The organism is Saccharopolyspora sp. NFXS83, assembly GCF_026241095.1.
Lineage (GTDB): Bacteria > Actinomycetota > Actinomycetes > Mycobacteriales > Pseudonocardiaceae > Saccharopolyspora_C.
In genome coordinates, this window is the sequence record NZ_JAPFGB010000009.1 from 56,914 (window position 1) to 72,458 (window position 15,545).

Here is a 15,545-nt window from a genome sequence, read left to right on the forward strand (position 1 = left end):
TGCTCGGTGCGGCAGCCGTGCCCGCGGGCGGGGGAGCGGCCATGCTGACCGGCAAGCTGTCCGTCGCCACCCACCCGTGGCTGGCCGACCACGTCGTCGGCGGCGAGGTACTGCTCCCCGGGACCGGGTTCCTCGAACTCGTCCTGTGCGCGGCCGACCAGGTCGGCTGCGACCGGGTGGATGAGCTGACCCTGTCCGCGCCGCTGATCCTCGGCGAGCGCGACCACATCGCGGTCCAGGTGTGGCTCGGCGTGCCCGACGAGACCGGCGGCCGTGAGGTGCGGGTGTACTCGCGACCGGCCCAGCTGGTGGACGGCGATTGGACGATGCACGCCGGCGGGACGCTCTCCCGTGCCGCCCGGCCGCTGGGAACGACCACAGCGGACACCGTCGAATGGCCGCCTGCCGGAGCGGACGAGGTGGACATCGACGGCCACTACGACCGGCTCGCGACCACCGGACTGGTGTACGGCCCGGTCTTCCACGGACTGCGCTCGGTCTGGCAACGCGACGGTGAGATCTTCGCCGAGGTCGCGCTGCCCGAACCGGACGGTCGCAGCCACAAGGCAGGTGCCTTCGGCCTGCACCCCGCGTTGCTGGACGCCGCGTTGCAGGCCAGCGCGTTCCTGCCGGCCAACGCCGGGCGCAACCTCATGCCGTTCTCCTGGCGGGGCGTGAGCCTGCACGCCGCCGGAGCCTCGGTGCTGCGGGTGCGCTGGGCCGGCGACGGCACAGGTATCGCGCTGTCCGCGGTGGACTCCGTGGGCGAGCCGGTGATCTCGGTCGAGTCGCTGGCCCTGCGGGAGGCGCCGGGCCGACTGGACGCGACGGCCCGGCCCGGGGTGCGGGACGGAATGTTCCGGATGGACTGGCCCGCCGCCCCCGGCGTCGAACCCGCCGGAGCCGTCGAGGTGCTCGACGAGCTTCCCGGCGCAGACGTTCCGGCGGTGGTGTGCGTGGCGGTCGCCGGGTCCGGCGTCGGCCCGGACGGCGTGCACGAGGTGACCAGCCGGGCGCTGGAACTGCTCCAGGCGTGGCTCGTCGGGGAGCGGTTCGCGGATTCGCGGCTGGTGCTGGTGACCCGTGGTGCCCAGGATCGCGATCTCGGCGCGGCGGCGGTGTGGGGTCTGGTGCGCTCGGCGCAGTCGGAGCACCCCGGCCGGTTCGCCCTGGTCGACGTGGAGGCAGACGAGGACGTAGCACTGGCCCTGCCGTTGCTGGACGACGAGCCGCAGGTGATGGTCCGCGATGGCGTGGCGCGGGTGGCCAGGCTGGCCCGCCTGGCTTCCGGCGCGGAACCGGAAACCGCCCGTGAGTGGGACCCCGAGGGCACGGTGCTGATCACCGGCGGCACCGGTGGCCTCGGTGGTGCGCTCGCGCGGCACCTGGCGGAGCGGGGCCAGCGTCGGGTCGTGCTCGTCAGCAGGAGTGGCCCGGACGCCCCCGGGGCGGCCGAGCTGACCGAGCTGGGCGCGGAGGTCCTCGCCTGCGACGTCTCCGATCGCGACGCCGTGCACGCGCTGGTGGCCGGGATCCACGACCTGACAGCCGTCGTGCACGCCGCCGGCGTGGTCGACGACGGTGTGCTGGAGTCGTTGACGCCGCAGCGGATCGACGCGGTGCTGCGGCCGAAGGTGGACGCGGCCTGGTATCTGCACGAGGCCACCGCCGACCGGCACGACCTGGCCGGGTTCGTGGTGTACTCCTCGGCCGCCGGGGTCTTCGGCAGCCCCGGGCAGGGCAACTACGCCGCGGCCAACGCCTACCTGGACGCGCTCGCCGCCTACCGGCGTGGACTGGGCTTGCCCGCCGTCTCGCTCGCCTGGGGCCCGTGGGCGACCGAGGCGGGCATGACCGGCGAGCGCACCGCCGACTCCGGCGTGACGCTGATCGAGACAGGGCACGGCCTGGCCATGTTCGACCTCGCCACCGCGGTCGGTGTCCCGCTGGTGGTCGCCACCGCGGGCATGAGCGGTGCCCCGGCCCCGGCCGCGGTGCCGTCCGTCCTGCGCGACCTGGTCCGCACGGGCCGCCGGACCGCGGCCTCGCACGCCGTCGAGACGTCGGCAGCGGACCTCCCCGGCCGCCTGGCCGCCCTGCGTCCGGCGAAGCGGCCGGCGTTCCTGACCGACCTGGTGCGCGCGGAGGCCGCCCAGGTGCTCGCCCATGGTTCGGCCGACGCCATCGGCCCCCGGCAGGAGTTCCAGAACCAGGGTTTCAACTCGCTGACCGCGATCGAACTGCGCAACCGGCTCGCCGCCGTGACCGGCCTGCGCCTGCCGGCGACTCTCGTGTTCGACTACCCCAACCCGGCCGTGCTGGCCACCTACCTGCTGGACCGGCTCGGCGGCGAGGTCAGCGCGGCAGTCCCCGGCGGTGTGGTGCCCCCGACCCCGGCCGTCACCGGCGACGACCCGATCGTCATCGTCGGAATGGCCTGCCGCTTCCCCGGCGGTGTGCGCAGCCCCGAGGACCTGTGGAACCTGGTGTACGAGGAGCGGCACGGGATTTCCGGCTTCCCCGCCGACCGCGGCTGGCAGTTCGGCCCGTACGACACCAGTGCCGCCCGCGGCGGCTTCCTGCACGACGCCGCCGACTTCGACGCCGAGTTCTTCGGCGTCTCCCCGCGCGAGGCCGTCGCCATGGACGCGCAGCAGCGGGTCGTGCTGGAGACCGCGTGGGAGGCCATCGAACGCGCCGGGGTCGACCCGCGGTCGCTGGCGGGCAGCGCGACCGGTGTTTACCTCGGCGCCACCGACGTCGGCTACGCCCACCTGCTCGGCGCCTCGGCCGAGGGCTTCGTGATGACCGGCACCATTGCCGCCATCGTCTCCGGGCGCGTGGCCTACAGCCTCGGGCTGGAGGGCCCTGCCGTCACCGTGGACACCGCCTGCTCGTCGGCGCTGGTGTCGATGCACCTGGCGGCACAGGCGCTGCGGGCGGGGGAGTGCTCGCTCGCGCTCGCCGGTGGTGTCTCGGTGCTCGCCTCCCCCGCGCCGTTCCTGGAGTTCGCCCGCCAGGGAGGTCTCGCCGCCGACGGGCACTGCAAGGCGTTCTCCGACAGCGCCGACGGCACCGGATGGTCGGAGGGGGCCGGGGTGCTGGTGCTGGAACGGCTTTCCGACGCGGAACGCAACGGGCACCGGATCCTGGCGGTGCTGCGTGGCTCGGCGATGAACTCCGACGGTGCCTCGAACGGGCTGACCGCGCCGAACGGGCCGGCGCAGCAGCGGGTCATCCGCCAGGCGCTCGCCACCGCCGGGCTCGCGGCGTCCGATGTGGACGTCGTGGAGGCACACGGAACCGGGACGCGGCTAGGTGACCCGATCGAGGCGCAAGCCCTGCTCGCCACCTACGGTCAGGACCGCGACCGCCCGGTCCTGCTGGGGTCGGTGAAGTCCAACCTCGGTCACACCCAGGCCGCCGCCGGTGCCGCCGGGGTGATCAAGATGGTGCAGGCGATGCGGCACGGCGTGGCGCCCCGGACCCTGCACGTGGACGCCCTCTCGTCCCAGGTGGACTGGACCGAGGGTGCGGTGACCGTGCTGAGCGAGCGGACCGAATGGCCCGCCGTCGACCGGCCAAGCCGCGCCGGGGTGTCCTCGTTCGGGGTCAGCGGCACCAACGCGCACGTGATCCTCGAACAGGCGCCGCCCGTGCCGGAGCGGCCACCCGCGACCAGCCGGCTGGTTCCGCTGGTGGTGTCCGGGCGGACCGAGGCGGCGCTGCGGGCACAGCTCGACCGGCTGACCCCCGGTCCGTCCGCTGTGGACACCGCGTTCACGCTCGCCACCGGGCGTACCGCGTTCGACCACCGCGCGGTCCTGCTGGCCGGTGCCGGCGAGCCGGTCGAGGTGGCCAGGGGCTCGGTCACACCGGGCAAGCTCGCGTTCGTCTTCTCCGGGCAGGGATCGCAGTGGCTCGGCATGGGCCAGGAGCTGTACGCGCGCTACCCGGCGTTCGCCGAGGCGTTCGACGCGGTGACGGCCGGACTGGCCGAGCCGGTGCGGGACGTGATGTGGGGCACGGACCCCGGCCCGCTGGACGACACCGGGTGGGCGCAGCCCGCGCTGTTCGCGCTGGAGGTCGCGCTCTACCGGCTCGTCGAGTCCTGGGGTGTCGTGCCCGACGTCGTGATCGGGCACTCCGTGGGTGAGATCGCCGCCGCACACGTCGCGGGCGTGCTCACCCTCGCCGACGCCTGTGCGGTGGTAGGTGCCCGCGCGAGGCTCATGCGGGAGCTGCCCCGCGGTGGTGCCATGGTGGCGGTCGGCGCGGCTGAGGCCGAGGTGAGCGCGCTGCTCGTCGACGGGGTCACGCTCGCCGCGGTCAACGGGCCGGAGTCGGTGGTGCTCTCCGGCGAGGAGGGCCCGGTCGCGCGGGTCGCCGCGGCTCTGGCCGGGCGCGGGTACCGGACCCGGAAGCTCGTGGTGAGCCACGCGTTCCACTCGTCGCTGATGGACCCGGTCCTCGACGACCTCGCGCGCGCGCTCGACGGCCTGGAGCCGGGGGAACCGCACATCCCCATCGTGTCGGCGGTGACCGGCGAGCACGCGGGCGCGGAGGTGTACACGGCCGGGTACTGGGTGTCGCAGGTGCGGAGCACGGTCCGGTTCGGTGACGCGCTGCGCTCGGCGGTCGACGCCGGTGTCCGCACGGTGCTGGAGATCGGGCCGGACGGCCCGCTGTGCGCCGCCGCGCACGAGGTGCTGCCGATGGAATCGGCCGCGGTTCCCGCGCTGCGGCCCGACCTGCCCGAGGAACACGCCCTGCTGCGTGGGCTCGCCGCGCTGCACGTCGCCGGCGTGGACATCGACTGGCACGCCTTCTTCGCAGGCACCGGCGCGTCGCTCACCGACCTGCCGACGTACGCGTTCCAGCACGAGCGGTTCTGGCCCGCCACCACGCACCGCCCCGGGGACGCGGCCGGCCTCGGGCTGGTCGCCGCCGAGCACCCGCTGCTCGGCGCGGCCGTGCCGCTGGCTGACGGCGACGGGGTGGTGCTGGCCGGCCACCTGTCGGCGGCGGCGCAGCCGTGGCTGGCCGACCACCGGGTCGGCGGCGCGATGCTGGTGCCCGCCACGGCGCTGCTGGAACTGGCCGTGCGGGCCGGCGACGAAGTGGGCCGTGCCCGGGTCGAGGAGCTGACCCTGCTCACCCCGCTGGTGCTGCCGGACAACGGCGGTGTCCAGGTCCAGGTCCGGGTCGCCGACCAGGACGAGACCGGACGGCGGATCATCACCGTCCACTCGCGGCCCGACGGCTCCGACAGGTGGATCCAGCACGTGACCGGCGCGCTGCTGCCCGGTGACGCCGACGGTTCGGCCGCCGAGCCGGGCTTCGCCGAGGTCTGGCCGCCGGAGCACGCCGAGCCGGTCGACCTGGCCGGCTGCTACGGGCGGTTCGCCGCGGCGGGGTTCGGCTACGGGCCCGCCTTCCACGGCCTGCGTGCCGTGTGGCGGCGCGACGAGGAGCTGTTCGCCGAGGTCGAGCTGCCGTCCGCGGTGGCCGACCAGGCGGGTTCGTTCGGGCTGCACCCGGCGCTGCTGGACTCGGTGCTGCACGCGCTGCTGGCGACCCGGCCGTCCGACGGGACGCCGCGGCTGCCGTTCGCCTGGGAAGACGTCACCCTGCACGCTTCCGGCGCCGCGGCACTGCGGGTGCGCTTGGTCGAACGGGGCGGTGACGCGGTCGCCATCGAGGCCGCCGACGTCGCGGGCCGTCCGGTGCTCTCGGTCGGCGCACTGCGCGACCGCGCGGTGACCGATGAGCTGAGCGCACCGTCCACTCCGGACTCTGCGGAGCTGTTCACCCTGACCTGGACGGACGCGCCCGCGGCGGCGGTGACGCCCGATCCCGTGCCGGTGCACGACCTGGCCGCCGGCTTGCCCGAGGGTGACGTGCCCCGGGTCGTGTGCGTCTCGGTGGCCGGAGCCGGTGACGACCCGGCCGGCGTGCGGGAGCTGACCGGCCGGGTGCTGGAGTCGCTGCGGGAATGGCTGGCCGAGAAGCGCTTCTCGGACTCCTTGCTGGTGCTGGTGACCCGCGGTGCGCCGGACGCCGATCTGGGCGCTGCCGCGGTGTGGGGCCTGGTGCGCTCGGCGCAGTCGGAACACCCCGGCCGGTTCGCCCTGGTCGATGTGGAGTGCGACGAGGACGTCGCGGTGGCGTTGCCGCTGCTGGTCGAGGAACCGCAGGTCGTGGTGCGCGACGGGGTGGCCAGGGTCGCCAGGCTGACCCGCCTGTCGTCCGCCGGGGTGCTGGAGCTGCCCGCCGGTGGCTGGCGGCTGGACGCCGGTTCCCGGGCCAGCCTGGCCGAGCTGACCGCGATTCCCAGTCCCGAGGCCGACGCGGAGTTGCGGGGCAGGCAGGTCCGGCTCCGCGTGCTCGCCGCCGGGCTGAACTTCCGGGACGTGCTGAGCGCGCTGGGGATGTACCCCGGCGAGGCGGGCGCGCTGGGTGCCGAGGCGGTCGGCGTGGTGACCGGGGTCGGCCCGGACGTGCGCAACCTGCGCCCGGGGGACCGGGTCATGGGGATCGTGGCGGGCGGGATGAGCTCTGCCGCGGTCGTGCTGGACGAGGGGGTGCTGACCACCGTGCCCGCGGATTGGTCCGACGAGGTCGCCGCGTCGGTGCCGCTGGTGTTCCTGACCGCGTGCTACGCCTGGACCGACCTGGCCGGGCTGCGGCCGGGAGAGCGGGTGCTGGTGCACGCAGGCGCGGGCGGCGTCGGCATGGCGGCGATCCAGCTGGCCCGGCATCTCGGTGCCGAGGTGTTCGCCACGGCCAGCGAGTCCAAGTGGGACGCCCTGCGGGAGCTGGGCCTTCCCGAAGACCACATCGCGTCGTCGCGGAACCTGGAGTTCGCCGCGAGGTTCCCGCGGGTGGACGTGGTGCTGAACTCCCTGACCGGTGAGTTCATCGACGCGTCCCTCGGCCTGCTCGGGCCGGGTGGACGGTTCCTGGAGATGGGCAAGACCGACATCCGCGACGGCGGGCTGCCCGACGGGGTGACCTACCGGGCGTTCGACCTGGCCGACGCGGGCCCTGACCGCATCGGCTCGATGCTCGGCGAGTTGCTGGAGTTGTTCGCGCGCGGCGCGATCCACCCGCTGCCGTTGCGGTCCTGGGACGTGCGGCACGCCGCGGAGGCGTTCCGGTTCATGAGCCAGGCCCGGCACGTCGGCAAGCTGGTGCTGACCATGCCGCGTGCCTGGGATCCGGCAGGGACCGTGCTGATCACCGGCGGTACCGGCGGGCTGGGCGCTCTGCTCGTCCGGCACCTGCTGCGGCGGGGCCAGCGGGTGCTGGTCGCCAGCCGCCGCGGGGCCGACGCCCCCGGCGCGGCCGAACTCACCGAGCTGGGCGCGGAGGTGGTCGCCTGCGACGTTTCCGACCGCGACGCCGTGCACAAGCTGGTGGCGGAGATCGATCACCTGACCGCCGTGGTGCACGCGGCCGGTGTGCTGGACGACGGTGTGCTGGAGTCGTTGACGCCGCAGCGGATCGACGCGGTGCTGCGGCCGAAGGTGGACGCGGCCTGGTATCTGCACGAGGCCACCGCCGACCGGCACGACCTGGCCGCCTTCGTGTTGTACTCCTCGGTGGCGGGTGTGCTGGGAAGCCCCGGACAGGGCAACTACGCGGCTGCCAACGCCTACCTGGACGCGCTCGCGGCGCATCGGCAGGGCCTGGGACTGCCCGCGCTGTCATTGGCGTGGGGTGCGTGGGCCGACCGGGGCATGACCGACGGCTCCCAGGAGGGCATCGGCGCCGAGCAGGGACTGAGGTTGTTCGACGCCGCCACCGGCACCACCCGCGGCCTCGTCGTTCCGCTCGCGAAGACCCCGCTGTCCGCGGGTGCCGAGGTGCCGCCGATCCTGCGTGGTCTCGCCGGGAACGGCAGGCGGGTCGCAGCGGACCCGGCCGCGGCACGCGCCGGTGTCGTCGACCGGCTCACCGGCTTGCGCGGCGAGGAGCAACGACGGCTGCTCGTGGACCTGGTGTGCGAGTCGGCCGCGGCGGTGCTCGCGCACGACGCCGCCGACGCGATCCGTCCGGACCTGGAATTCCAGGCGCTCGGGTTCACCTCGCTCACCGCCGTCGAGCTGCGCAACCGCATCGGCGCCGCCACCGGGTTGCGGATGCCCTCGACCATGGTCTTCGACCACCCCACCCCGGCCGCGCTCGCCGAGCACCTGTTCGGCCAACTGGCCGGCGACACCGCGGTGGACGAGGGCACCGCCGTGCTGGCCGACCTGGACCGGCTGGAGGCCGCGATGGCGGCCACCGACCCGGACGACGTCACCCGCACCGGCGTCGCCTCCCGGCTGCGTCAGCTGCTGAAGCGGTGGGACGAGCCCGCCGACAGCGGCGTGTCGGAACGGTTCGAGCAGGCCAGCACCGACGAGATCTTCGACTTCATCGACAACGAGCTCGGCCGGTCGCGCAGCAGCTGACCCGGTGGGAGCGAGAAAGGGCACCGAGATGGCGGAGGACCGCAAGCTCGTCGACTACCTCAAGTGGGTCACCGCGGATCTCCACGAGACCCGCAGGCGGCTCGCCGAGGTCGAGGCAGGCAGGCAGGAGCCGGTGGCGATCGTGGGCATGGCCTGCCGGTTCCCCGGCGGTGTGCGCAGCCCGGAGGACCTGTGGGAGCTGGTGGCCGACGGCAGGGACGCGATCTCGGCGTTCCCCACCGACCGCGGCTGGGACCTGGAGACCCTCAGCGGCGACGGCCGCGGGCGCAGCGTCACCCTCGAAGGCGGTTTCTTGGACGGTGCCGCGGACTTCGACGCCGGGTTCTTCGGCATCTCCCCGAACGAGGCGCTGGCCATGGACCCGCAGCAGCGGCTGTTCCTGGAGACCTCTTGGGAGGCGGTCGAGCGGGCGGGTGTCGACCCGGCCTCGTTGCGCGGCGGCCGGACCGGGGTGTTCGCGGGCACCGACGGACAGGACTACGGCAACCTGATCCTCATGTCCGACGAGGACACCGACGGCCACGCCGGAACCGGGCTCGCCGCCAGCGTGCTCGCCGGCCGGGTGGCCTACACCCTCGGCCTCGAAGGACCCGCGCTGACCGTCGACACCGCGTGCTCGTCGTCGCTGGTGGCGATGCACCTGGCCGCGCACGCGCTGCGCACCGGGGAGTGCTCGCTCGCGCTGGCCGGTGCCGTGACCGTGATGTCGACGACGTTGCGGTTCGCCGGTTTCACCCGCCAGGGCGCGCTCGCCGCCGACGGCAGGTCCAAGGCGTTCTCCGACGACGCCGACGGCACCGGCTGGTCGGAAGGCGTTGGTGTGCTGGCCTTGGAACGGCTGTCGGATGCCGAGCGCAACGGGCACCGGGTGCTGGCGGTCCTGCGCGGCTCGGCGGTGAACTCCGATGGTGCGTCGAACGGTTTGACCGCGCCGAATGGTCCGTCGCAGCAGCGGGTGATCCGGTCGGCGCTGGCATCCGCCGGACTGTCCACAGCGGACGTTGACGTTGTGGAGGCGCACGGCACGGGAACGTCGCTGGGTGATCCGATCGAGGCGCAGGCGTTGCTGGCCACCTACGGCCAGGACCGGGAACGGCCGCTGCTGCTGGGTTCGGTGAAGTCGAACCTGGGCCACACGCAGGCGGCTGCCGGCGTGGTCGGGGTGATCAAGATGGTCATGGCGATGCGGCACGGCACGGTCCCGAAGACGTTGCATGTGAGCAGTCCGTCATCGCATGTGGACTGGGCGTCGGGTGCGATCGAGCTGGCGACGGAGGCGGTGGAGTGGCCGTCCGTGGATCGCCCGCGTCGCGCGGCCGTGTCCTCGTTCGGCCTCAGCGGCACCAACGCCCACGCGGTGTTGGAGCAGGGGCCTGATGGTCACCCTGACGTCTCACGTGGTGGCGGTGGCTTGGTTCCGTGGGTGGTGTCGGCGAAGGCGGAGGATGCCCTGCGGGAGCGGATCGCTGGGCTGACCGGCGTGGCGGGCTCGCCGGTCGATGTCGGGTCCTCGCTGGTGAAATCCCGTGCGCTGTTCGAGCGTCGGGCGGTGTTGCTGGCCGGTGGTGATGCGCCGGTCGAGGTGGCGCGTGGTGTTGCCGGCGATGGCCGGGTGGCGTTCGTGTTCTCGGGTCAGGGTTCGCAGCGGCTGGGCATGGGCCGGGAGTTGTACGAGCGCTTTCCGGTGTTCGCGGAGGCATTTGACGCGGTGGTGGCTGAGCTCGGTGTTTCGGTTCGGACCGAGGATGTGGTGGTGGAGGACACCGGTTGGGCGCAGCCGGCGTTGTTCGCCCTTGAAGTGGCGTTGTACCGCTTGGTGGAGTCGTGGGGTGTGCGTCCCGCTGTTCTGGTGGGGCATTCGATCGGTGAGCTGGCTGCGGCGCACGTCGCCGGGGTGTTGTCCTTGACCGACGCCTGCGCGGTGGTGCGAGCCCGGGCGTCGCTGATGCAAGCCCTGCCGGAGGGCGGGGCCATGGTGGCGGTGGCGGCTTCCGAAGCGGAAGTGCGGCCGTGGCTCACCGGCAGTGTGTCGATCGCGGCGGTCAACGGCCCGGACGCCGTGGTGCTGTCCGGGGCTGAGGACGCCGTCAAGGAGGTGGCGGGGCGGTTCGACCGGACCCGGCGGCTGGGGACCAGTCACGCGTTCCATTCGCCGTTGATGGAGCCGATGTTGGCGGAGTTCGCGCGTGCGATCGACGGGATCACCGTGCACGAGCCGAGCATCCCGGTTGAATCCACTGTGGATACCGAGGAGCGTTTCGGGTCTCCGGGCTACTGGGTGCGGCAGGTGCGCGAGCCGGTCCGGTTCGCCGATGCCGTTGACCGGGTGGACGCCACCCGGTTCCTGGAACTCGGACCGGACGCCACGCTCTGCGCCGCGGTACAGGAGATCGACCCAGACGCCGTCGCCGTGCCGATGCTCGTCCGGGACCAGCCGGAGGAACCCGCCGCACTGCGCGCCCTGGCGGCGTTGCACGTCGTCGGCGTACCGGTGGACTGGACCCCCTTGTTCCCCGGCGCGTCCCTGACCGACCTGCCGACCTACCCGTTCCAGCCCGCCCGGTACTGGCCGCGGCCCGCCAACCGCGGCGACGCCGCCGGTCTCGGCCTCGACCCGGCGCGACACCCCCTGCTCGGCGCGGCACTCACCCTGGCCGACGGCGGGGGAGCGGTGCTGACCGGCCGCCTGTCGCTGGACACCCACCCGTGGCTGGCCGACCACGCCGTCGGCGGCGCGGTCCTGTTCCCCGGCGCGGGTTTCGTCGAACTCGCCCTGCACGCCGCCGACCAGGTCGGCCACTACCAGCTGGCGGACCTGACCTTCCCCGCGGCCCTGCCACTGGCCGATGGTGAACGCGTCGTGATCCAGGTGCGCGTCGGGGCGGCCGACGACTCCGATCACCGCGACGTCGACATCTACTCCCGGCCCGCCGACACGCTGGACGGCGACTGGCTCCAGCACGCCACCGGCGTCCTGGCTCCCGCCGAGCCCGCCGCCGCGACCGCGGAGGAGTGGCCGCCGGCCGGCGCTGAGGAGGTAGACCTCGACGGCTTCTACGAGCGCCTCGCCGAGACCGGACCCGTCTACGGCCCGGCGTTCCAGGTCCTGCGCGCCGCGTGGCGGCGTGGCGAGGAGTACTTCGCCGAGGTCGCCCTCGCCGAACCGGACCGGGCGGCGGGCACCGGATACGGAATCCACCCCGCGCTGCTGGACGCCGCGGTCCAGGCGGGGGCGTTCATCGACGCCGAGACCGGCCGCGGCCTGCTGCCATTCAGCTGGCGCGGCGTGAACCTGCACGCGAGCGGCGCGACGACCCTGCGGGTCCGGTGGACCGGCGGCCCCGACGGGATCACCCTGTCCGCCGCCGACCCGCTCGGCAACCCGGTGATCACGGTCGGCACACTCGTCCTGCGTGCCGCGTCCACCGGTGGAAACGCTCGCCGGAACTCGCTGTTCCAGCTCGATTGGGTGCCCGCACCGGCGGCCGAACCCGTCTCGCGGCATGGCTGGGTCCAGCTCGGTGCCGTGGCGGACGGCGTCGAGCCGGCCGGTTCGCTCGACCAGCTGCTCGCCAGGGACGTGGTCCCGCCCGTCGTGCTCGTCCCGGTGGACGACGCCCCCGCCCTCGCGGTGACCGGCCAGGTCCTGGCGCTGCTGCAGCGGTGGCTGGCCGACGAACGCCACGGGGATTCCACGCTGGTGTTCGTCACCCGGGGCGACCTGGCGGGGGCGGCCGCGGGCGGTCTGGTGCGGTCGGCGCAGGCTGAGCACCCCGGCCGGTTCCTGCTGGTCGATCTCGCCCCGGGGCAGGAGTTTCCGGAGGCGTTGCCCGAGGGCGAGCCGCACCTGCTCGTGCGGGACGGCACCGTCCACGTCCCCCGGCTCGCCGCACTGTCCACATCAGACGAGACCGCACCGGCGTGGGACCGCGGGGGGACGGTGCTGATCACCGGCGGTACGGGGGGTCTGGGTGGCCTGCTGGCCCGGCACCTCGCGGAGCGGGGCCAGCGGCGGATCGTGCTGGCCAGCCGGCGCGGGTCGGCCGCCGAGGGCGCGGGCGAACTGCTGGAACTGGGCGCGGAAGTGGTGGCGTGCGATGTGTCCGACCGGGACGCCGTGCACGCCCTCGTCGACGGGATCGAAGACCTGACCGCGGTGGTCCACGCGGCCGGCGTCCTGGACGACGGCGTGGTGGAGTCGCTCACGCCGGAGCGGCTGGCGGGGGTGTTCGCGCCGAAGGCCGACGCGGCCTGGTACCTGCACGAGGCGACCGCCGGCCGGAACCTGGCCGGGTTCGTGCTGTACTCGTCGGTGGCGGGTGTGCTGGGCGGCCAGGGACAGGGCAACTACGCGGCTGCCAACTCCTACCTCGAAGCGCTCGCCGGGTACCGGCAGAGCCTGGGCTTGCCCGCGGTTTCCATCGCCTGGGGCCCCTGGGCCGACCTGGGCATGACCGGCGGAACCCGGCCCATCGCCGGCCTGACACCGATCGGCGCCGCACAAGGCATGGGCATGTTCGACGCGGCAGCCACTTCGGGGCGCCCGCACGTGGTCGCGCTCCGGCTGTCCGTCGGCCTGCGCGCCAGGACCGAGGTCCCGCCGTTGTTCCACGGTCTGCTGCCACCCGGCCGCCGGGCTGCGGCGGGCGACACCGAGACCGCCGCTGCCACCCTGCTCGACCGGCTGCGCGGTCAGGACGCCGCCGAACGCGACCGCGTCCTGAGCCGGCTGGTCACCGAGTACACGGCCGCGGTCCTCGGCCACCCAGACGCCTCCGCGGTCGACCCGGAACGTGAGTTCCTAGAGATGGGGTTCGACTCGCTGCTGTCGGTGCAGCTGCGCAACAAGCTGTCCGAGACCGTCGGGCTGCGCCTGCCCACGACCGCGATCTTCGACCACCAGACGCCCGTCCGGCTCGCCAGGTGGTTGCGGGACCAGCTCGCCGGCCAGCTCGGTGACTCGGCAGGCGACGGCGGCGACACCATCAGCCGGCTGTTCGTGGACGGCCTGCGCGACGGCAAGCCCACCGAGGCGCTCGCCATGCTCAAGGCAGTCGCCGCGCTCCGTCCGACCTTCGAGAACCCGGCCGAGCTGGCCGAGCTGCCCGCCGCGGTCACCCTGGCCGACGGCCCTGCCACCCCGCAGCTCATCTGCATCAGCTCGCCGGTCGTGGTCGGCGGGGCGCACCAGTACGTCAAGCTCGCCGAACAGTTCCAGGGCAACCGGAAAGTGATCGCGCTTCCGCTGCCGGGCTTCGTGACCGGCGAACGCCTGCCCGCCACCGCCGAAGCGGCCACCCGGGTCATCGCCGAGAGCATTCTGGAAGCCAGTGACGGCGAACCGTTCGTCCTGTTAGGACAGTCGACGGCCGGCGTGATCGCGATCGCGGCTGCGGGAATGCTGGAGCACCACTGGGGCATCCGCCCGGAGGGCATCGCCCTGCTGGACACCCTCAGCCTGCGGCACTCGACCACCGACGCCACCGACTACGTGGCGATGTTCCAGGACGTCATGACGGAGTTCCAGGACCACCACATGGTCGTCGACAGCACCCGGCTGCTGGCCATGGCGCTGTGGCTGAACCGGCTGCCCGACATGCCCGGCTACGTCACCAACGCGCCGAAGATCCTGTTGCGCTGCGGTGGTTCCGCCGAGCCCACGCCGGAGCAGCGGGAGCTGCTCGCCGAGGGCGACACCGTCCGGGCGGTCGACGGCGACCACTTCTCCGTGACCCAGGAGTTCGCCGGGCAGACCGCCGCGCAGATCGAGGACTGGGTGCGGGAAACCCTGCTCGGCCGCGTCCCCGGCGGGGTGTGAGCCGCCGCGCCAGGCCGGCTCGCGCAAGCACGTGAAGGCCCCTTCACCACGTGAGACGTGGTGAAGGGGCCTTCACGTGCTGTGCCGGGCTACCAGGTCACCTCGAAGCGCTCGGGCAGGCCGCCGGACAGCGGGAGGCTCCGCGGCACCAGGTCGCCCGCCGGACGCAGGTCCGGCAGGCGCGCGAGCAGCGCCTCGAACGCGGTGCACAGGATTAGCCGGGCCAGCGGCGCGCCGAGGCAGGTCCAGACGCCGTGGCTGAACGTGACGTGCCGGTTGGGGAAGCGTGCCGGATCGAACCGGCCGGGGTCGTCGAAGCCTGCGCTGTCCACATTGGCCAGCGTGAGATCCAGTAGCACGAGGTCGTTCTCCGCGATGGTCACACCGCCGATCTCGATGTCGGCCCGCGCGTACCGGGGCAGGCTGGTGCTGCCGGAGACCCGCAGGATCTCCTCCACCGCCCGGGGCATCGCCTCGGGATCGGCGGCCAGCGCGGCACGCTGCTCTGGATGTGCGTTCAGCAGCAGTACCCCGTAGTCGATCTGGTTGCGGGTGGCGCCCACGCCGGCGAACTGCAGCACCATCACCAGCTGAACGACCTGTTCGTCGGTGGCGCCTGCCGAGCACAGGCTCGACAGCATCGAGTCGTCCGGGGTCTCGCGCAGGCGCCCCACCAGTTCGGCGAGGTAGCCCGCGAGCTCCGCCAGGTCACCCTCGCCGGCCTGGGTCATCAGCGTGACGCAGCGGGACCGGTCGGGCTCCGGCACGCCCAGCAGCTCGCACAGTGCTTGGAAGATCACCGGCGTGGAGAAGCCGGTGTGCAGGTCCGCGGGCGGCCCGGCGCCCTCCAGCCGGTCCAGCTGGTCGTCGACGAGCCGCCGCAGCGCGGGGCGCAGGGCCAGCATCCGCTTGGCCGAGAAATAGGGCTTGAGCGTCGAGCGCAACACGGAGTGCAGCATGTCGGCGGTCTGGTGGTCGGCCGCCGTCACCTGGTCGTAGGTCGGCTCCCCCGCGTAGCAGGCCCGTTCCTCCGGAGCCGGATGCGAACGGCCGATGCGGCTGTCGCCGAGCAGCTCGCGCACCTCGGCGTAGCCGGACACCAGCCACGCCTCGTCACCGGCAGGGGTGCGCACCCGGCGCACCGGTTCCTCCCGCGGCGGCACGTGCGGACACATGCGCTGGTCGAACGACAGGTCGGACGTCATCAGCACCCGGTCGGCGGTCGACGTCATCAGGTTCCTCCTCCG

Annotated in this window: 3 protein-coding genes and 1 pseudogene; 3 read left to right on the top strand and 1 reads right to left on the bottom strand. The window is 73.5% G+C overall.

All coding sequences use genetic code 11. The features are described from left to right. Positions 1 to 5 precede the first annotated feature (5 nt). The 3 genes and pseudogenes from OOZ19_RS30255 to OOZ19_RS12440 form a co-directional block, all read left to right on the top strand. Positions 6 to 800 (top strand): annotated as a pseudogene (locus OOZ19_RS30255) (polyketide synthase dehydratase domain-containing protein); the annotation flags it as partial. A gap of 63 nt (positions 801 to 863) precedes the next feature. After that, complete coding sequence (locus tag OOZ19_RS12435; protein WP_507028807.1) at positions 864 to 8,459, top strand: SDR family NAD(P)-dependent oxidoreductase; 7,596 nt, start codon at positions 864 to 866, stop codon at positions 8,457 to 8,459. A gap of 4 nt (positions 8,460 to 8,463) precedes the next feature. Continuing rightward, entirely contained in the window at positions 8,464 to 14,298 is a 5,835-nt protein-coding gene (locus OOZ19_RS12440; RefSeq protein ID WP_323055124.1) for an SDR family NAD(P)-dependent oxidoreductase, read from the top strand. Between the two features lie 89 nt (positions 14,299 to 14,387). On the opposite strand, the gene OOZ19_RS12445 is transcribed toward OOZ19_RS12440, so the two are convergent. Further along, complete coding sequence (locus OOZ19_RS12445) at positions 14,388 to 15,530, bottom strand: cytochrome P450 (protein WP_266090250.1); 1,143 nt, start codon at positions 15,528 to 15,530, stop codon at positions 14,388 to 14,390. Between the last annotated feature and the right edge of the window lie 15 nt (positions 15,531 to 15,545).

What these genes read in the sequence shown, in the direction of transcription:
- OOZ19_RS12435 (WP_507028807.1), top strand. Translation starts at nt 864, where the DNA reads ATGGACTGGCCCGCCGCCCCCGGCGTCGAACCCGCCGGAGCCGTCGAG.
- OOZ19_RS12445 (WP_266090250.1), bottom strand. Translation starts at nt 15,530, where the DNA reads ATGACGTCGACCGCCGACCGGGTGCTGATGACGTCCGACCTGTCGTTC.